Raw genomic sequence first — 20,019 nt, forward strand, 5'->3', positions numbered from 1 at the left:
TTCCCTTAATACAGTGTATAACTTTATTAGAGTGAAATGGTCTATTTTATGCTTTTTTCGCTTATCCGCCTGTATGTGCTTAAAACGGTTTTCCGATGCTTAAACACGTGATCATTACTATTCTCTTCGTTTTTCTTATTGCGCTGCTAATTATTTATTATTGGCAGAGGAATTTGATCTACTTTCCAGCAAGGGAACAGCCTGAGCGCCATGCCTACCAGGCAGGTGATATGCAGCAAATCACGCTACATACAGTGGATGCATTAAGCTTAAACGCTTGGTACAAACCCGCCGCCTCAGAGCAACCTACCTTGCTATTTCTACATGGTAATGCAGGGCATATTGGCCACCGAATGCCTTTCGTGCGGCAATTTCTAGCGAGCGGTTTTGGTGTATTGTTACTGGAATATCGGGGCTATGGAGGTAATCAGGGCCAACCCACAGAACAAGGGCTCTATCAGGATGGCCGTGCAGCCGTTCAATTTCTGCTAAATCAAGGAGTTAGAAACAGCCAATTGATATTCTATGGGGAATCATTGGGCACTGGCGTGGCAACTGAACTGGCTACGGAGTTCCCCATTTGCGCGCTGATTTTACAATCACCCTACACGTCAATGTCAGCAGTCGCACGATTTCACTACCCTTGGCTTTTGATATCACCATGGGATAAATACGATTCTCTGGCGCGTATTCAAACTATCCACGCCCCTCTATTGATCCTGCATGGTAAGCAAGATCGCATTATTCCCTATGAGCAAGGATTGATCCTTTTCGAACAGGCAAATCAGCCCAAGCATTTAGTGAGTATTGCTGATAGAGGCCATAATGATTTATGGAGCCCCTATTTTACGCAGGAAATAAAGAACTTTATCAGCACTAATTGCCATTAATAAGATCTTAATGGGCATGATTCGTGCATTCTATTGTAAATTTAATGTTAATATTCCCTTAACCTTAATTGATTAGAATGGAATCATAACTATAGCGTGGAGAACATTGTGCCTACTTTGTCTGTTACATCGACACCAGGCTTTTTTACGCGCCAACTTGGCAGTGTTGCAAAGCCCATTGTCAAAACCTCTTCAGAGCCAGCTTTTGTCAATGTGGGTGGAACTGGCGATTGTGGTTTTAGGTCGATTGCAGCTTGTCTAATTGATGATTATTTATTTAAGAGAAATGTTGATAATCAACAGATTCTTGAAAGACTGCTTGCGCGTTACTTCGAATATTTTCCTCATCCACAGCCTTTTGGCCGTACGGCAAGAGATCGCTTGGAAAGTATGACTAGAAGCCCTCTAGCGATAGCGGAATGTACTCGTCGATTGGCTTATGTTTTACGCCAGATCGCGGTTGATGAATTATGTGCACATCCAGAGAAATATCGCGGGGCCTTTGCTTCTTTCGAGGATAATGATCAGCATGCCAATGAAGATAAGGAAGCAACGCCAGAACGGATGCGCCAGGAAACAACCTGGATTGATGAGAGTGCTATTGCAGCATTGGCTAATGCTCTGAAATTGCCTATCGAAGTACATGTGGTGACAAAGAATAAAGAGTTGCCTATGCGCCTGCAATATAATGCTTCTTCTGATAACACAGCAGAGGTTGTAATGCAGTTACAGAATGGACATTATATACCCCGCGTAAGTCAGCCAGCTCGCTTTATGAATATTAGTGAGCAACAAAAGAATATGGGACCGTTACAACCTGTCACTCAAACTGTTCAGGATCCTCCTTTGTCTGAAATTCTGGCTAAAATTGCAGCAGAAGATCAGCGTTTGCTGGAGGAATTTGAAAATACTGTCAATCAACTCACTGCAAGTGTCATTGCAGGTGAAGTGACCAAAGAAGAATTGCTTGAGATTTATGTTAAAGGCATGGCAAAGAGTGATTATTTGCAGGGCCGGGTAAAATATGTAGGTCTTGAACACGGGAATCAACGCTTTTTCGAAGCCATTGAGAGTGCGAAACCTGGAGCGAAAATCAAAGCAGTCAGGTTGGGTTCTGATAGCCATGATAAGCAAGTCGTTAAAGAGCTGGTACATGCCATTGCCCGGGCAATCAGTATTGGCCAGTTGGATCCAGGGGTGGTCTTTGCCAAGATTGAACACGATGACGATTTTAGAGTAGCTATGCCGGCACTTAAATAAAAGTGTATGACATTGAAACGGCCACCTTGTGTGGCCGTTTTTTTAAATGGCCCTTAAAGGAAACCCTGTTCTTTCATCCACTCATCATTGGCATGTTTAGACATGTAATTACGGATGGAGTCCGGCAAAATAACCAGACATTTTTGTCCTTCGCGAAGAGAACTTGCCGCTTGCAATGCACCCCACATGGCAGCGCCGGAAGAGCCGCCAACTAATAATCCCTCTTCACGAATCAATTCTCTTGCAACTCGAAACGAATCGGCATCATTTGTTTTAACGTAGGTATCAATTAAGCGGTTGTCCAGCACATCAGGAAAGAAATCATACCCTATTCCTTCCACGTGGTAAGGCTTAATTTCGTCACCACCACCCAGAATAGAGCCAACAGGATCGATACCCACAATTTTAATTGCAGGGTTATATTCTTTTAGTCTTCTGGCAATCCCTGTTATCGTTCCTCCGGTACCTACACCGGCGACTACCATATGTAAATCCTTACCAAAATCGTCAATGATTTCCTGAGCAGTACCCTGATAATGCGCATTGGGGTTATCTGGATTGGCATATTGATCAAGGATATGTGAATTAGGAATTTGACGTTGTAAGTCTTTGGCAAGTGAAATATGGCTATCGGGGTCATTCCATGCTGCTTCAGTACGAGTACGATAAATGGTGGCTCCCAGGCGCTCTAAAACAGATTGTTTCTCCTGACTCATTTTGTTGGGCATGGTAATAACCACGTTATAACCCATGACTGCACCTGCCAGAGCGATCCCAATACCTGTATTGCCTGAAGTGGGTTCAATTAACGTATCGCCTGGTTTGATTCGCCCTTCACGCTCTGCGTTCTTTACCATTTCATAACCGATACGGTCTTTAACGGAGCCGCCTGGATTAAGAAATTCGCATTTAGCATAAAGTTCACAGGCAAGTTTGGCGCCCAGTCGATTAATTTTTACCACAGGCGTATGTCCTATAGTGGCGAGAATGTTTTGATAAATCATAGGTAGTCCTTGTAATGATTTGTCATTCAGTATACGACAGAGCCTAAGGCTTGCCCACCTCTATGCCTACTATTTACATTGGACTTCATCGGGAACTCTGTCAGCGGGAGAATTGCTGTGTCCATGCGAATACTCGTGTGCTCCATGTTTGTTCTATTTTTACCTGCCGTTTTCTTGTTTGGTGGTAAATTGCAGGTTGATTTTACAAGTGGGCTTGCAGCAGCTAGAATGGCTAAACAGATGTTAAATCACTCAATTTCAAGGATGACAGCATGAAAAAAATTGTTTCTTTTGCGAATCTGACTGTCGCTGTATTATGTACAGCTCCCTTACTATTAACCGGATGCCAGGGTATCGAAGAACTTTTTAGCGATTCTTCCCAGCGCTCCTACGAACCAGGCCATCATACAGGGGCCGGTTATGGCAGGGCGAATAGATCACAATCGCAGTCGCAATCGACTCAATATACAACGTCTACTAGTGGTTCTACTTCAACAGGGAAAGCGTCTGTAACACCAGCTACTCAATCAACCACTACCAACGCCAGTGTTCCTATTGAACCACCTACTGTCCCTACTATCGCGCCGACCACAGCAACATCGACAACTACGCCAGCAGCAACAACCAGTACACCTCCCAGCGGTATGGCTCCACCGACTGTTAGTCAATAAAGACCAGGGCCTGTTGACATCTCTACTATCTTGGTCGAAAAGGGTTGATTTCCTGCGCTTCGCTGCTCATTTACTCTCATGTAAACTGTGCTGCGATGCTCGTAAATCAACCCTTTTCGACTCAAGCTAGCGAAATGTCAGGTGGGGTACCAGGACTTTACTACCACAATTCAGTGGTCATTAAATTTTGTCAGGTATTGGAGCTTGAAGCGGAATAATTGATCGTCTTCACGGACCAGATATCCTCGTGTATGCTCGCAGCAAAAGACCAATACGATTTCCAATCAATTTTTGTTGAGTGTAATAAATGAATACATTGAAAGCACAAGCTGCAAAGGCTGCATTAGCTTATGTGGATGATAATATGATAATCGGAGTGGGTACCGGCTCAACAGTCAATTACTTCATTGATGAGCTGGCAACCATCAAACATCGAATCGATGCTTGTGTGGCTAGTTCAAAGGCAACCGAGAGTCGGTTACGTGCCGCTGGTATTCCCGTTATCGATTTAAATTCAGCAAGCGATTTACCCCTTTACGTCGATGGGGCTGATGAAGTGAACGAAAGGTACGAAATGATTAAGGGGGGAGGTGGCGCACTGACCGGCGAAAAAATTGTTGCTACGGTAGCGCGTCAATTCATTTGCATCGTTGATGAATCAAAACTGGTAAAGCATTTAGGTTCTTTTCCTCTGGCTGTCGAAGTGTTACCGATGGCACGCAGTTATGTTGCGCGTGAAATTGTTAAATTAGGGGGGGATCCGGAATATCGCGAAGGTTTCATTTCTGACCATGGCAACATTATTCTTGATGTTTATAACCTGGAAATTACTGATGCAAGGCGGTTAGAAGACACAATCAATTGTATTCCCGGTGTCGTGGAAAATGGTTTGTTTGCTAAACGACTGGCGGATAAGGTTTTGGTTGCCAGCGAAAATGGCGTCAAGATCATTGGATGAAACAGACTTGAACGATTTGAGTCAATCACAAGAAGTTATCAACTGTTAGGAAAGGAATAAAAGGGAATACAGGGTTATGAACTTTACCAAAATTTTATTGCAAACTATTGTTAGCAGGGCAGTTAGGTCAGTTTTCTCTATCTTTCTTTTGATAGCTGGATCACTATTATCCATGTCGTCGTTGGCAGGCGGCATGAATGAGGTTGCAATGTCTGGCAAGCGGGAACTAAGGCCTTGGTCAATAACAGGAAGTCTGGGGTACACGGATTACCAAAATATGTACAAAGCCGATGGTCAAACGGGGATAGGCCGATTTGCTCTTGGCCGAGATTTGCTGATTTATAAGCAATGGATCGTGGGCTTGGAAATAGGAATACAAAATGGCAATGACATGCGCCTTGGTCTTTCCCAGGCTACGCTAAATGAACTTGGCGGTCTTCCGATTCAATCGACGGTTAAACCTGTCCTTGATTTACTCGCCACATTAGAAGCCCCCCTGTGGGATACAAGGGCGCTTTTTGGCCAACTCAAAGGAGGCGTTGCCTATCGTCGCTGGCAATTTAACAATCGCGACAGTATTAACGACAAGTCGCAATTGGCTGGGGAAGTCCAGGCGGGTTTGGCTTATTCAATCAGTGAGTGCACCAGTTTGAGTTTGTTGTATCAGGGAATTTTTGGCAGTAACCCCCATTTTCGTGTTAATGCACTTCAGCAGACAGGTCAGGTCGCTAATATTCCGATACAACAGGGGGTATTGCTTGGTTGTTCAGTGAGAGTTTAATCCATACAAATCATAGGGATTGTGATGAATAAAAAACTAACAATGGTGGGTATTGGTATTGTTTCAGCGGTGAGTCTTACAACGGCAGTCTATGGAGCAAACCCTGCTTCAACACAGTACGTTGATCAAAAAGTTCAGCAAGCGGTCAGTCAGCTTGAGTCGCAAATTGCCAGTATTTCCGGAACACCTGGCCCCCAAGGTCCGCAGGGTCCAAGTGGTGTCGGTATTCCTGCGGGAGGGATTGCAGGACAGTTGCTGGCAAAAGTGACGAATGTTGATTATGACACTCAATGGATTGATGGACCAGTTACTTATGCTGTTGGCCAGCAGACGATGGGGGGCGTCGTGTTCTGGGTGGACTCCTCCGGTCAGCATGGGTTAATTGCTGCCAGTGCGGATAATGAAGGAGGAGGAACGGTCACGTGGCGAAATAGTACTGATGTACTGACCAGAGCCATTAGTGACGGGATCTATGGTGGAAGGCCTAATACGGGGCAGATTATGGCTCTGCAGGTTCCGGATGGCAATAATATTTTCGCAGCCCGAGTGTGTTATAATTATGCCATTCAGGCCGATGGTACTAGCGCTTGCGCCGATCCGGGTGCTGCTGGCGCCACGTGTTATGCGGACTGGTATCTCCCTTCAAGATTTGAGCTTAATCAACTTTATTTACAAAGAGCTACCGTTGGCGGCTTTACCACTAATAGTTATTGGAGTTCTACCGAGACTTCGGCAAACGACGCCTGGGCCCAGAGTTTTATGAATGGTAGCCAGAATTTTGTTTTGAAGGATTTTCTGATACAGGTACGTTGTATCCGGGCTTTTTAACCCGCTTATTCTTAATTTTTTCTTAAGTTATACTCGATATACTTCCTTTATCTGAAAAGGGAGTATGCGATGCGTGTATTAATTGTCGAGGATGGTGCTTTTAATGCGTTTTGCCTAACGCGTTTGCTTGAAAGTGTTTGTCAGCAAGCGCAAGTCACTGTAGTAGGAGATAGTCTTAGTGCCCTCAATGATCTTAGGCACAATACCCCTGCTTTGGTGATTGTGGATGGTCATTTAAGGGCTGGTGATGGGCTAAAATGTAATGGTCCTGCGCTGGTTGATGCGCTATGGCAAACCAATCCACATCTTCCTGTGATAGCCTGGTCAGATTGTGAGACCATGCGACATGCTTTTGCTGAAATCTTCAAACAATATAACAAGCCTTTTAACGAGTATACTTATTGGCCTAAAGTGGTCAATTATGAGCGTATCCGTATGTCTTTGTCGTATTTATTGCGCGCTGCCTCGGATTCTTTTGAACCCCTGCAACACCGTGAAAGGGTAGAAATACTCCATGCTTAATTGATGTTGCTTGGCCTGGCATAACCCAAAGAGATGAATTTTCACTTTGCGGTGCTTTTGTTTAGTGCGCTTCATCCCAATCATGGCCGACTCCAATCGAAACGATTAACGGTACCGATAGTTGCACGGTATGTTCCATCAATTCCCGAATGGTTTGCGTTGCATAATCAATAGCAGATTCGTGAATCTCGAAAACAAGTTCATCATGCACTTGCATCATCATTCTTACAGGTGGTTTTCCCGAGGAGTTTTGCCAATTAGCAATTGCAAGCATCGCTTTTTTTATGATATCTGCCGCTGTACCTTGCATGGGAGCATTGATTGCAGTGCGCTCGGCGGCTTTTTGCCGCATTAAGTTGCGTGCATTAATCTCCGGCAGATAGAGGCGGCGGCCAAACAGCGTTTCGACATAACCTTGTTGATGAGCTTGCTTGCGGGTACGCTCCATGTAGGCAAGTACGCCGGGATAGCGGGTGAAATAAACATCAATGTAATATTGAGCGTCCTGGCGTTCAATCCCCAGTTGCTTAGCGAGGCCAAAAGCCGACATCCCGTAGATCAAGCCGAAGTTGATCGCTTTGGCACGGCGACGTTGTTCGCTAGTGACCTCAGCCAAATCAACCTGAAAAATTTCACTGGCAGTAGCTGAATGAATGTCCCAACCACTGGCAAACGCTTTAAGCAGATTTTCATCTTGCGAGAGATGCGCCATGATGCGTAATTCAATTTGTGAGTAATCCGCTGCCAATAAGACATGATTAGGTGGCGCGATAAACGCTTTGCGAATTAGGCGCCCTTCTTCGTTTCGTATAGGGATATTTTGTAAATTAGGTTCGCTGGAAGACAGACGTCCAGTTGCTGCCACTGCCTGATTATAACAGGTATGTACCCGCCCTGTTTTGGGATTAACACGTTTAGGCAAGGCATCAATGTAAGTAGAGACCAGTTTGCTTAAGCTACGGTATTCAAGAATAACTGCTGGCAGGCGATAGTCAAAGGCGAGTTCTTGCAGGATTGCTTCTGCAGTGGATGGCTGTCCGGTTGGGGTTTTAGCCAGAGCCGGTAGCTTTAACTCATCAAAAAGAATTTCTTGCAATTGTTTGGGAGAATTTAGATTAAAAGGTCTACCCGCTAATTGTATGGCTTCTTGTTCCAGCAAAATGATGCGTTCTTTAAGGCGATGGCCATGTTTTGCCAAAGTCTCCAAATCGATAAGAACGCCACCGTATTCCATATTGGCAAGCACAGTAAGTAAAGGTATCTCAATGTCATGTAACACGGTTTTCAACCGTTCATCAAGCATGGGATAGATTGTGTTATGCAATTTTAAAGTGACATCAGCATCTTCTGCAGCATAGGGGGCTGCTTTGCTAACAGGGATTTGATCAAAGCGTAGCTGCTTTGCACCTTTGCCTGCAATGTCCTCAAAACTGATGGTCTTATGTCCTAAATATTTTAACGCCAGGGAGTCCATATCGTGCCGCCCTGCGCTGCTGTTTAATACATAAGACTCCAGCATGGTGTCGAAAACAATACCTTGCAGGCTAATACCATGGTTTTTAAAGACGTTATAATCGTATTTTAAATTTTGACCAAGTTTCCCTATAGCTGGATTTTCAAGAATTGGTTTTAAGCGGTTTAGTACCGAGTCACGAGATAACTGCTCACTACCATCGTTGTGTGTCAAAGGAATATAGACCGGGTTGTTTTCAGTAATGCTTATGGCTATACCGACAATTTCTGCATCCAGCGAGTCGAGACTCGTTGTTTCAGTATCAACACAAAACAGATCACAAGCCTCTAATTGACAAAGCAATTCATTAAATTGCATTTCGGTGGTGATGACACTAAAGGCAGCTTGTTGTCTTTGTATGGTGGGCGTCGGACTGGATTGTTGTAAGCGCTCTTCCTGCTCTAAAAGTTCTTTTAACCAGGTTTTAAATTCCAACTCTTTGACAAGGGCAATTAATCGTTCTCTATCCGCTGTTTTAGGGCTGAGATCGGAGAGCGTTAATGGCAATTCTACATCTGTTTTGATAGTGACAAGTTTTTTAGATAGCGGTAAATAATGAAGACTTGAGCGTAAATACTCTCCAATTTTGCCGCTAATTTTATCTGCTGCATCAATTAGATTATCCAGTGTTTCGTATTCCTGTAACCATTTGGCTGCCGTTTTAGGACCACACTTCGTGACCCCTGGTACGTTATCTACACTGTCACCAATTAAAGTTAGATAATCAATAATCTGCTGTGGACTGACACCAAATTTCTCTTTGACACCATCGATATTCAGTAGTTGATTGCTCATAGTGTTGATAAGAGTGACCCGCTCATTAACCAATTGAGCCATATCTTTATCACCAGTTGAAATCAAGACGTCGAGACTTTGTTCGACGGCTCGGTGAGCGAGAGTGCCAATCACATCATCTGCTTCAACGCCTTCGATAATCAATAAGGGTAAACCCATCGCTTGTAGCACATCAATCATGGGTTTAAATTGATCGTGTAACTCCTGGGGCATGGGGGGGCGGTGAGCTTTATAATCCGGGTACCATTCATCCCTAAATGTTTTACCTTTAGCATCAAAGACAACCGCGATTTGCTGAGGCTGATAGTCTTTGATTAATCGTTTAACCATATTGGCAACACCATAGATGGCGCCAGTAGGTTGCCCTTTAGAATTGGTAAGTGGCGGTAATGCATGAAAGGCGCGAAAGAAATAAGAAGAGCCATCTACCAAAATTAAGGGTGCAGTCATTATTCTTGAGCCTCGTACTGATCCAGACGTGCGTTCAATTCTGCAACTTTTTCACCCAATCCTTTCAAGTTTTTGCGCATTATAGGAATACGAGTGACAGAGAGTTCCTGTTCAATTGCTTTATCTTTAGGACGAGCTGGATTTCCTAAATAGATATTGCCTTGCTTTAAATGTTTTTTGGGAGGTACACCAGCGCGAGCACCTAGAATCACCCCATCATCAATCCGGACATGATCACTGACACCCACGTTAGCTGCAAAAATGACATGGCTACCACTCGTTGAACTTCCTGCTATACCAGTAAAGGCACAAAGAATATTATGTTGGCCTAGCTTCACTGAGTGTGCTATTTGAACCAGGTTGTCAATTTTCGTCCCTGCCCCAATAACCGTTGCGTCTAAGGTGGCTCGATCGATCACTGTATTTGCACCAATTTCAACATCGTCTTCAATAATTACCCGACCTATGTGAGGTACTTTCAAATGCTGACCGTCAGTAAAAGTATAACCAAATCCATCTGAACCAATCACTGTGGAGGCATGAATGGACACACGGGAGCCAATTTGGCATTGGTGATAAATGGTTACATGCGGGTGTATGGTGGTATCGGTACCGATGATTACGTCATAGCCAATATTGACATGCCCTTTAATAACCGTGTTATCCCCAATGACAGATCCTGCTTCGATGGTTACATAAGGACCGATAGAGACGTTTTTGCCGAGGGCGACATCTTGCGCAATCACCGCTGTAGGATGTACACCAGGGGTTGCCTTTCTCGGAGGATGGAAATGATTTAATAATTGAATAAAGGCTTTAAAAGGATGCGATACGCGTATAAGAGCTTTGCTTTCACTATTATATTGGCTATTAACTAAAATGGCTGCAGCATCTGATTTTTCAGCGAGTTGGAAATTATCATCACTATCTGCAAAAACCAGCGAGCCTGCAGTAATATTATTGATCGGGGCGAGAGAGGTAATAATAATTTTTTCATCACCAACAACAACACCTTGAACTAAATTAGCTATCTCATACAACGAAGCATTCATTAATGGGCCTTATAATTACGCAAAATAGTTCGATTATACTCCGATGCGGCTTCAGTTGCGAATCATGTTTCAGAAGAATGTTGAGGAAACGAGTTCCTCAACGACAAGAAAGACCATTTTTTGCTCAAATTGGTTTGCTAATATCGACGCAATAACAAGGCTGCGTTCGCACCGCCAAAAGCAAAGTGATTGGACAGGGCAATATCAATGCGTTTCTTACGTGCATGGTTTGCCACATAATCCAAATCGCAAGCCGGATCAGGCTCGTGCAGGTTAATTGTTGGCAAGAGGGTATCGTGTTGTAAGCTTAAAACGGTAGCAATGATTTCCATTGCTCCCGCTGCCCCAATAGCATGGCCCGTCATAGCTTTTTGTGCTGTGACAGGGACTTCGTAGGCGCGATCGCCAAATACGGTTTTGATAGTTTCCGTTTCAGTAACATCATTGAGTTGGGTGCCGGTACCGTGAGCATTAATGTATTGCACATCGCCTGCCGCCAGTTTTGCATCATCCAGGGCTGTTTGAATAGCACGAACCTGTCCTTGCACAGTCGGTGCAGTGACATGATAGGCATCACAACTGGCGCCGAAGCCAATAATTTCCGCATAAATTTTAGCACCACGAGCTTTAGCGTGCTCCAATTCTTCGACAATTAAAATGCCCGCCCCATCAGCCATGACCATACCATCACGATTTTTATCAAAAGGACGACTAGCTAAAGCAGGGTTTTCATTTTGCGTTGACATGACGCGAAGTTTGCACCAGGCAGCCATAATGGTTTCCCACAGCAATGATTCGGTTCCGCCACAAAGGGCAAGGGTGAGACGTCCATTAGCGATTTGGTGATAGGCGTTGCCTATTGCTTCTGCAGAAGAGACACAAGCATTGGAGATCGTGGAATTAGGTCCGCCAAGACCAAAGGCGATAGCCACATGATTAGCTACGGAATTGGGCATGCCGCGAATGACACTTAAGGCAGGAATTTTCTTCCACCCTTCACTGTAGAAGGATTGATAAGCTGCCTCAAGTTCAGGTGTTCCGCCCAGGCTTGTACCGATATAAGTCGCTGCCTGTTGTAGCTCAGTTGCTGTTAAGCCAGAGCGTTCTATGGCATGGTGAGCACAGTAGAGTGCATATTGGGCCACACGTGGATAGCGCTTGCTTTTATCAAATTCGGGCAAATGAGCCAGGGACAAATTGGTAATTTCACCACCAATTTGAGTGGGATAAGGGGTTGGATCGTAGCATTGGATACGCTTTATACCACATTGACTATTTGTTGCAGCTTCCCAGAAGGACTCCAGCCCGTTACCGATGGAAGAAATGATCTCCATCCCCGTGATGACAACCCGTTTTTTCATTCCATATCCTCTTAGCCCATATCCACTTGGCGTCGTCCTGCAACACTAAAACGCAATACTAAAGGGACGACAGAAAATCTGTCAAGGCGAATCCTCAGCTTTTTCGTGATCCCATGCCTTCTTTACAAATCAACGTATTATCCTGTTTAAGGATTTGTTGATAAAGCACTTCAACCAGCAAATGGGCGTGATCGTTTTCACCATTAGTAGCACTGTTAAATAAAGCGCTAATAATAACCTGATTGCAGGGTACATAGATATACAAGGCGCGATAACCTAAGGTTTGTCCCTCATAGCGCCAGTAATGACCTATTTTGCTATCATAAATTTGTACAATACCTAAACCAAAACCCTGTGGGTTTTTGACATCCGTTTTAGCCAGTGGAGAACCGGTCGGAATAGCAATGAGCGTTTGCATTTTCTTTTTCTGGGCTGGGGTCAGCAATTTACCATCAATAAACAAATGCTCTATCCAATGAACGACATCCTCACTATTAGCCACCAGGGCTCCCGCAGCGCCAGCCCAACTTAGATTATTCTCGGTTACATCCTGCCCCAGTAATTCAGGATTCTCGTAAACATTATAGGAGTATCCTCTTACCAGGCGTTGCAAGACCTCGGCAGGATAATCAGGTAGAGGATAAAAAGTATTTTGTAATTTTAGAGGGGTGAGAATTTTATCGCTTAATAAATTTTGAAAAGGGGTGTTATAGACTTTACTAAGAATCATATCTATTAAAGCATAGCCGGTATTACTGTAAAAATAGCCCGGTTTGAGGGGAGGGTTAAACCGGGTGGAGTAAACTAAATTAATCAGGTCTGACTGACTCCAATATTGCCGGAGATTTTTACTCGTTAAATAATTAAAACGAGGTGCGTCGGAATAATTGGGAATACCGGTGCTCATATTAAGTAAGGCGTCTAATCTTAATTGGCCCCAATGGGAATAAGCAGAAAGATAATTATTGAGCCGGTTCTCAAGTTTAAGTTTCCCTTCACTTTCAGCCATCACTGTAAGGGCAGCAGTAAATGATTTAGTAATACTGCCAATATTAAAAAGATCATCTGCGCTGACAGGTTGACTGTCTGCCTCAAGCGAGCGATTACCCGCTGTATAAGTACTGATTTTATCCTTCGTTCTAATAGAAACCTGGATAGCGGAAAACATTTCTTGTGGTCCGTATTGACGTAGATGCTCTTTGATAAGGGTGTCAGGAGTAATCGTTTCATTTGTTGCAGCGCTGCAACTGATTACAGCAAATTGAACAGAAAGAGCTAAAAATACAGTCAATAATTTTTTCATAAGGCCGTAGTCAGTAGAGGAAATTTATCCATGTTAAAAAACTTGTTTAAACTAGCATGTTTAGGAAAGCGTACGCAACTTATCAATGGAAATAGCCCAGTAATCATTCGCATCCTTCGTTTTAAAACCATGGCGCGTGTAAAGATTAAGAGCACCCTGATTCGAGGTTTCCACATCGAGTGCCAAATGGGTTTTTCCCTGAGACAGGGCATTATTAATACACCAGGCTAACAATTCACTGCCCAGGCCTTGGCGTTGATAAGCAGGCAAGATTGCTATGTCAGACAAAATAGCATCATCGGATTGCCAACGGATGTGTGCTTTACCAACCGGTTTTTCCTGCAGTGAAGCGAGGAAGATGACGTAATTATTATCATTGAGCAGGCTGTTAAAACGTGTAGCCATATCAGTTTCTTTGGCAGCCTCAAAACAGGCTTCATCGATCACTGATAAAATGGGAATATCCGCCGCAGTTGCTGGCCGCATCGTAAGCTCACGGCGGGAAATTAAAACAGGCTCATAACTGTGTCGTTGCATATGGTATTCACTACTTTGGTAATGAAAACCGAGCCTCGATAACCATTCATCATTGAGCTTTGCCGGTGTCGAAAAAATGACTGTATTGATTTGCTTTGTCAATAACAGGGGGATGATGCTTTGCAGCATTTGTGTAGCAATACCCTGTCGGCGATAAGTGGGGTCAACGATAATACTTATTTCACAAGCATCTTCATAGAAAAAATAAACACTCAAAAACCCCGCTAAATGATTATCCTGGTAATAGAAGACATTATTGTCTGTCGCTCTTTTTTCAATGAGCAAATGACGATAGAGTGGAGGCACTCCGCCGTCTGCTGCACGGCATAGGGCAGCCAGGTCATCAATAGCGCTTAGTTGGGTGTCACTTACATGATTATTACAGATCAGCATGGTTTTCTGGGTAATAAATAAGTTAACGCATATCTTGTCAGATTTTTTAAAATTGTCCTAGGGGCTGTTTACATTTCTACGGTCTTGGCACCTATGGCTTGATTTTCTGTGCCTCGTTATTCACCTACCCGTGTCGATGTTCCGTTGCGATGTTCGAATACCAAGCCCTAGGTATTCAAGCTAGCGAAAAGTAGCAGCCCCCTCATCACAGAATTATTTTTTCTGGCTATAATTGCCTGGTACCCAACGAGGCTCCTGGCATACAGGTTGCCCGAGAAATAACAGGAGAAGCGCATGAAAACCAGAGGACGGTTATTAGCTGCCATCGCTGTTTTCTTCTGGGGAGCGGCTTATGTGTGGGGCAAGCTTGCTATGGATTGGTTATCCCCTTTTGCAGCATCAACGGCACGCTTTGGTTTTGCGGCATTCATTATGTTGATTATCACCGTATTCATTAACAAACCCAGTCGTTCTCTATTCAAGGGCCACTGGCTGCATTACTTTTTACTGGGGTTTATTGGTATTACCTGTTTTCAGGGTTTTCTCTTTTTGGGTGTGTATTATTCGTCACCTGTCAGTGCCGCTGTTATCATGGCGCTGTCGCCTGCGTTGACGGCGATTCTAGAGGGTTTAATAACCAGGCAAATGCCTCCCGCAGCGACGATATTCGGGATAGTGATTTCAATAATTGGTGCGGTCATTGCTATTTTGGGCGCTAGTCCGCAAGGGTTAAGTCATTTTCATTTGAATGGCGGGGATCTTTTTGCTTTGATTGCTTCTCTCTGTTTTAGTTTCTATACCGTTGCTTCGCGTCGATGGTTAATCAAACAAGTTTCATTACTGGTTAACGTTACTCTTATCGTCACTATAGGAGCAATTTTTTTATTACCTCTGGGACTTAGTTTCTTGCCGGATAGTTTTCCGCCATCAATGACGCCTGTCTGGGCATTAGTAGGACTAATCCTTGGTTCTACGGTTAGTGCTTATCTCTGTTGGACGCTGGCGATTGATCAACTTGGTGTATCGGAGCCTAATTTGATGTTTAATTTCATGCCAATTGTGACAATAGGTTTATATTCACTGCAGGGCAATCTACCCACGCTGTTGCAACTGACGGGGGCTTTTTTAGTAGTTGCCGGTGTGAGTTGGGCGATGTTACCAAACAAAAAAAGCAGTTGACATGCTTACAATCTTGGCACCTATGGCTTGATTTTCGCTGCTCAGCATACCAGTAGGATTGCTCCGCTGCCATGCTCGAAAATCAAGCCCTAAAAATAAAATAGGTTATCTAACTAATCATAAAAAAGATCACAAATACGATACTTAAAATAATTAATAAGTGATTCACCGCCTGGCGCGTCAGTAATTTAAGGAGGGTATAGAGAATGATCCCACCGCCTATACCATCAGCAATTGATGCTGTAAACGGTATCATCATGATGGTAATCATGCAGGGGGCTGTTTCACTAAAATCAGTGAGTTTTAATTCACCCAAATGTTTCATCATACAACAGGCTACATAAAGCAATGCAGGGCCTACCGCATAAGTGGGGATCATTTTTGCCAATGGAAAAAAGAACAACATTAAAATGAACCCTGCGGCAATCACCAGCGCGGTTAATCCTGTGCGGCCGCCTGCTTCAATACCTGCTGCGGATTCAATAAAAGGAGACGTGCTGGCGGAACCTAGCAATCCTGCTGCTATGGAGGCTGTTGCATCAGCGGTTAAACTTTTGCTGAGACGATGCTGATAATCGGGTTGATGTTTAAAAATAGATGGATTGAGCAAACCAATTAAAGTGCCCGTTGCATCGAATACAGCAATGAGAAAAAAGGTAAAAATTGCTTTAAGTGCAGTTACATTCGTTAATCCTGAAAAATCAAGTTTCAGGAAAGTCGGCGCTATGGAGGGAGGTAAGGCAACCAAACCTTGCCAGGTGGTCAAGCCCAGCAGCAAACTCAGAATACTGATACAAAGGATCCCAATAATGATTGCTGCCGGAATACGGTAATAATCCAATACCAGAATTAATAGAAAACCAGCAAAGAAAAGTCCACTTTGCGGGCGACTAATATCGCCGAGATGCATCAACGTATATTTGTTGCCAATAATAAGCTGGTTAGATTCCAGGGCAATTAAGGCAATCAACAAACTAATCCCAATTAAGATAGCAATTTGCAAATTATGGGGAATTGCTTCAATTAAGAGGCGCCGTAAGCGGGTCAGACTGATAAAAAGAAACATGACTCCCGAGATAAACACCATGGCTAAAGCGTGTTGCCAATCGACGCCTAGTCCTTGCACAACACTGTAAGAAAAATAAATATTAAGAGCCATACCAGGCGCTACTCCTATGGGAGTATTAGCCAGGAGACCGGTCAGGCCACACGCAAAGGCGGTCACCAGACAGGTCGCAGTGAAAACAGCACCTTGGTCCATACCGGTATGTTGTAAGATGCTTGGGTTCACAAAGGCGATGTAAACCATCGTTAAAAAGGTAGTGGCTCCTGCTAAAAATTCTTTTTTCAGCGAGGTATTTTCCAGCAGACGGGATTTTAAGGTATTCATGGTGGCTTTGCTTGAGGCAAAAGGAGATCCTACAAAAGATAAGGGAGAGTTACTAGGGGGTGTTGGCATTTCGCTCGCATGAAGTGTCAACAACCCTACTGTTCTCAGTGTTTTACTTGGAGTGATCAGACATGGATATTGAGAACAGCAAGAACAATTTCAATTGTAATTAAAATAATAATAATAATTTCTAACGTATGGGAATGACGTGTTTCCAGATAATCGTTAAACATATTGAAAATTTCATTCAAGGTATCTAAACGATGGTTAATTGCATTGACGCGGCGTTGAATATGTAAATAACGTTCCATCATGATGAAATATTCTTCGAGCGTCGGATGCTGCCAGAAATATTTGGGATGGTAGAAGAAGTTAGAAATTAAATTGGTTTCGCTTTTTGCCCCCAGAATTTCTCCGATAACCTGGATTATCTGACTGCGGCTTATAGGCATTTTTCCCTTATTTGAAAGACTTTGAATCATTGGGTTGTATTTTTCAATCAGTGCTTCAATGATGGTTTCAAAATACTGCAGTTTGGCTGATTGGGAAAATCCATAAGACAGGCTTAATTTTAGCTCATCACTATCAGTATCTATAGTTAAACAATCGACATCAAAAAAATCATGGGGTTCTATGGCGGTTTTATCGCCGATTTTATAGCTGAATTCATCTCGCACTAAAAATGGAACGGGTTTTTCACCAAACCTTTTAATGATATTAAGATAGGTGTCGATTTGATGGCGTTTGATTCCCCAGGAAACGACGGTGCCATTTTTAAAGACGAAGATTACATGATTATTATTTTTACTGTTATGGCCAAACTTTAAGATGTCGCGAGTTTTATTGGAATGATAATCAACCAGGGACGTTTTGATGTAATGATCTAAACGTGTTAAATCAATTGAGTTGGCAATGCAGTAAGTTAAGCATTCCATGATTATAAATAGCCTTTTGGAAGTAAATTATAGCTTGTGATATCAATAGGGAGTCTGATATCACAAGTCAGCGAACTAGTATGATTATAACTGAAGTACAAGGAGACTACACGCTTTCTGTTTCGCGACCAGTCTCTGTTTCGCGGCCACCTGTTTCTGTTTCGCGCCCAGGATAGGCTTTTTTTCTATCGGTTACGCCGCTCAGCCATTTTGGGCAAACCTCCAGCACTTCAGCAATTTTATCCAGTTGCTCTGCAGGCGGTAATAGATGGCCAAAAATCATTGCATTGGCCAAATGGCGTGTGACGCCAAAGACCTTCGCAACTGCTTTTGTTTTTTCCGCTAATTCCTCGGGAAAACCCAGCAATGATAGCTCACGGTTAAATCGTTGTGAAAACACTTTACTGTTCACTTTTCACTCCATGAAAAAAATTGTTTTATCAGCCTTCCAGGGCCTGTGGGCATTTCGCTCGCTGAGTCGAAATGCATTGATTGACGAGTATCGCAGCACCGTTTACAGGGTAGTAAATGAGCAGCGAAACGCAGGGGATCAATGCTTTTCGGCCACGATGATAGAAACGTCAACAGACCTTAGTTGATAAGCCGCGCCCTTTTTCATACCTGTCAGTCCCTGATACAGGTAAGTCTGTTATAACTTATTTTTTTTCTGACGCAAAGTATTTTCTATTTATTTTAAAAACAATTAGTTACCTTTAGCAGGCTTTGGTCATTTTTAATAATTAGTTGCTTTTTTTTTGTTCATTTGAACGGGTTTGAAAGAGGCTTGAAAAGCCATTGCGATTATTTTTAACGTATAACGGCCATGACGGTATTCGCATAGTCAATTCCATTTAAATAGGCCTGGCTATAATCCTGTGCTGTAAAGGTAGTGTAATCAAGCAGATCAAAGCGGCCCTGTTCATAATGTTGGGTTAGCAAGAGCAATTGACCGAGAATGCCGCGTTTGTGGAGTAAGGCCTCATTGAGTTCTTCACTAAGGGGAATCTTACTGAGTAAAGAGGCCATGGGTTCATTTAAAATAGTGTCGAGTGCGGAAAACATCCCCACAGTATAGGCTTGCTGCGAATTCACCAGGCCTGAAGAGCGAGCCAATAGTTGGCACATTTTCGCCCGAATTAAAGTGCGCTCTAGTAAATCATAAGTAACCTCATCCAGACTTGATACTAAAATCAAACTGATCCAGTTGCGTATTTGGACAAGACCGAGCTGCTGAATGGCTTCTAACAACGAGTCGATTTTTTTTCCTATATACATTGCTGGTGAATTAGCAAGGCGCAGAATGCGGTAACTCAATTTCGGGATCTGCAGAATGATTTCTTCCACGCGTTCCAGTTTCACATCAGGGTGATGCAGTTCCGCTAATAATTTTAGTAAGTAAGCTTTGCTCTCTGATAATTCCTGGCCTTGAATGGGGCGTGGGAAATTGAGAAAGAATCCTTGGAAATAGTGGAAACCAAGCTTTTTGCACAGTGACAGTTGTTTCTTATCTTCAATTTTTTCAGCTAACAATCGACCCTTAAAGTTTTTAAGTAAAGCCAACTGTTTTTTGATCTCGCTCTCATTTAAATTAAGGACATCGATTTTTATTATCTGGGCTAAGTGAATTAAAGGGATTAGGTCGTCACGAAAAACGAAGTCATCAAGGGCAAATTTGAATCCCTCTTTAACCAGTAATTTAATGGTGTCCAAGAGTAGTTCGTCAATAACCGTATGTTCCAACAACTCAATAATGACTCTATTTTGCGGCAATAGCAGTGGAATTTTCTGTAAAAGATGGTTGCGTGTAAAATTGATATAGCACGGAAGGTTACCGACCACTGAATCCAAACCCAGGTTAGTAAAAAGATGAGACAGAACAAACGAGGTTGCTTTGTCTCCTGCCAGATTATCCAGCGGGTCAATATTAGACTGCAAATCATCGCCATTGCGATACAGGAGTTCGTAGGCGCAAACGGAACCTGCTGCATCATAGATTTCCTGGCGTGCAAACAATATTGGAGTCAGTTGTTGAGTCAAATTAATAACTTATTGCTAGGGTCGTATTTTAAGTATAATCAAATAAATAGCGCTTATTATGGTTTTGTGATGAATATATTTTTTAAGTGCTTTGAATGGTGGAAAAATTCAAGGGCTGATTTGCTCAACAGAGGTTGTGCCTTGCTGAATCAGCCCTTAT

The 20,019-nt window shown here is 43.2% G+C and carries 18 protein-coding genes; 8 read left to right on the forward strand and 10 right to left on the reverse strand.

All coding sequences use genetic code 11. The features are described 5' to 3' along the window. Positions 1-95: 95 nt before the first annotated feature. Both ACN4Z1_RS02020 and ACN4Z1_RS02025 read left to right on the forward strand, forming a co-directional pair. On the forward strand, positions 96-890 hold the full coding sequence (locus ACN4Z1_RS02020; RefSeq protein WP_228363467.1) for an alpha/beta hydrolase: 795 nt from the start codon (positions 96-98) through the stop codon (positions 888-890). Positions 891-998: 108 nt separating this feature from the next. Further along, positions 999-2,150: an OTU domain-containing protein gene (locus ACN4Z1_RS02025; protein WP_228363466.1), complete on the forward strand. Its 1,152-nt coding sequence runs from the start codon at positions 999-1,001 to the stop codon at positions 2,148-2,150. A gap of 53 nt (positions 2,151-2,203) precedes the next feature. On the opposite strand, the gene ACN4Z1_RS02030 is transcribed toward ACN4Z1_RS02025, so the two are convergent. Then, positions 2,204-3,154 carry a pyridoxal-phosphate dependent enzyme gene (locus ACN4Z1_RS02030; RefSeq protein WP_115222383.1) on the reverse strand — a complete coding sequence of 317 codons (951 nt, stop codon included), beginning with the start codon at positions 3,152-3,154 and terminating at the stop codon, positions 2,204-2,206. Between the two features lie 272 nt (positions 3,155-3,426). On the opposite strand from ACN4Z1_RS02030, the gene ACN4Z1_RS02035 reads away from it, so the two are divergent. From ACN4Z1_RS02035 to ACN4Z1_RS02055, 5 genes are all read left to right on the forward strand, one after another. After that, entirely contained in the window at positions 3,427-3,825 is a 399-nt protein-coding gene (locus ACN4Z1_RS02035; protein WP_228363465.1) for a hypothetical protein, read from the forward strand. A gap of 307 nt (positions 3,826-4,132) precedes the next feature. Then, the gene (gene rpiA / locus ACN4Z1_RS02040; RefSeq protein ID WP_228363464.1) at positions 4,133-4,783 is read left to right on the forward strand and encodes a ribose-5-phosphate isomerase RpiA; all 651 of its coding nucleotides are present in this window, start codon (positions 4,133-4,135) and stop codon (positions 4,781-4,783) included. 76 nt (positions 4,784-4,859) lie between these two features. Beyond that, complete coding sequence (locus ACN4Z1_RS02045) at positions 4,860-5,564, forward strand: hypothetical protein (RefSeq protein WP_228363463.1); 705 nt, start codon at positions 4,860-4,862, stop codon at positions 5,562-5,564. A 24-nt stretch (positions 5,565-5,588) separates the two neighbouring features. Beyond that, complete coding sequence (locus ACN4Z1_RS02050) at positions 5,589-6,392, forward strand: DUF1566 domain-containing protein (RefSeq protein WP_228363462.1); 804 nt, start codon at positions 5,589-5,591, stop codon at positions 6,390-6,392. A 69-nt stretch (positions 6,393-6,461) separates the two neighbouring features. Then, on the forward strand, positions 6,462-6,914 hold the full coding sequence (locus ACN4Z1_RS02055; protein WP_228363461.1) for a response regulator: 453 nt from the start codon (positions 6,462-6,464) through the stop codon (positions 6,912-6,914). Between the two features lie 61 nt (positions 6,915-6,975). On the opposite strand, the gene polA is transcribed toward ACN4Z1_RS02055, so the two are convergent. The 5 genes from polA to ACN4Z1_RS02080 form a co-directional block, all read right to left on the reverse strand. After that, positions 6,976-9,672 (reverse strand): DNA polymerase I, encoded by a 2,697-nt coding sequence (gene polA / locus ACN4Z1_RS02060; protein ID WP_228363460.1) that lies wholly within the window; start codon positions 9,670-9,672, stop codon positions 6,976-6,978. Further along, positions 9,672-10,724, reverse strand: coding sequence for a UDP-3-O-(3-hydroxymyristoyl)glucosamine N-acyltransferase (lpxD, locus tag ACN4Z1_RS02065; protein ID WP_228363459.1), 1,053 nt, complete (start codon positions 10,722-10,724; stop codon positions 9,672-9,674). Before lpxD ends, polA begins: the two co-directional genes overlap by 1 nt. Positions 10,725-10,861: 137 nt before the next feature. After that, the gene (locus ACN4Z1_RS02070) at positions 10,862-12,085 is read right to left on the reverse strand and encodes a beta-ketoacyl-[acyl-carrier-protein] synthase family protein (RefSeq protein ID WP_115222391.1); all 1,224 of its coding nucleotides are present in this window, start codon (positions 12,083-12,085) and stop codon (positions 10,862-10,864) included. A 94-nt stretch (positions 12,086-12,179) separates the two neighbouring features. After that, positions 12,180-13,388 (reverse strand): serine hydrolase domain-containing protein, encoded by a 1,209-nt coding sequence (locus ACN4Z1_RS02075; protein ID WP_228363458.1) that lies wholly within the window; start codon positions 13,386-13,388, stop codon positions 12,180-12,182. Positions 13,389-13,448: 60 nt separating this feature from the next. Continuing rightward, positions 13,449-14,318, reverse strand: coding sequence for a GNAT family N-acetyltransferase (locus tag ACN4Z1_RS02080; RefSeq protein WP_228363457.1), 870 nt, complete (start codon positions 14,316-14,318; stop codon positions 13,449-13,451). A 294-nt stretch (positions 14,319-14,612) separates the two neighbouring features. Here ACN4Z1_RS02080 and ACN4Z1_RS02085 point away from each other — a divergent pair, with 294 nt between their 5' ends. Then, positions 14,613-15,497 carry a DMT family transporter gene (locus ACN4Z1_RS02085; protein ID WP_228363456.1) on the forward strand — a complete coding sequence of 295 codons (885 nt, stop codon included), beginning with the start codon at positions 14,613-14,615 and terminating at the stop codon, positions 15,495-15,497. Positions 15,498-15,606: 109 nt separating this feature from the next. On the opposite strand, the gene ACN4Z1_RS02090 is transcribed toward ACN4Z1_RS02085, so the two are convergent. The 4 genes from ACN4Z1_RS02090 to ACN4Z1_RS02105 form a co-directional block, all read right to left on the reverse strand. Then, positions 15,607-16,887, reverse strand: a complete 1,281-nt coding sequence (locus tag ACN4Z1_RS02090) for an NCS2 family permease (RefSeq protein ID WP_228363455.1) — start codon at positions 16,885-16,887, stop codon at positions 15,607-15,609. A gap of 125 nt (positions 16,888-17,012) precedes the next feature. Continuing rightward, entirely contained in the window at positions 17,013-17,822 is an 810-nt protein-coding gene (locus ACN4Z1_RS02095) for an RMD1 family protein (RefSeq protein WP_115222395.1), read from the reverse strand. A 106-nt stretch (positions 17,823-17,928) separates the two neighbouring features. Continuing rightward, positions 17,929-18,234, reverse strand: coding sequence for a hypothetical protein (locus ACN4Z1_RS02100; protein ID WP_115222396.1), 306 nt, complete (start codon positions 18,232-18,234; stop codon positions 17,929-17,931). A 395-nt stretch (positions 18,235-18,629) separates the two neighbouring features. Continuing rightward, a complete protein-coding gene (locus ACN4Z1_RS02105; protein ID WP_228363454.1) occupies positions 18,630-19,859 on the reverse strand; it encodes an EAL and HDOD domain-containing protein in 1,230 nt (409 codons plus the stop codon). Positions 19,860-20,019: the final 160 nt, after the last annotated feature.

Source organism: Legionella sp. ST3F1 (assembly GCF_048553315.1).
Classification (GTDB): domain Bacteria; phylum Pseudomonadota; class Gammaproteobacteria; order Legionellales; family Legionellaceae; genus Tatlockia; species Tatlockia donaldsonii.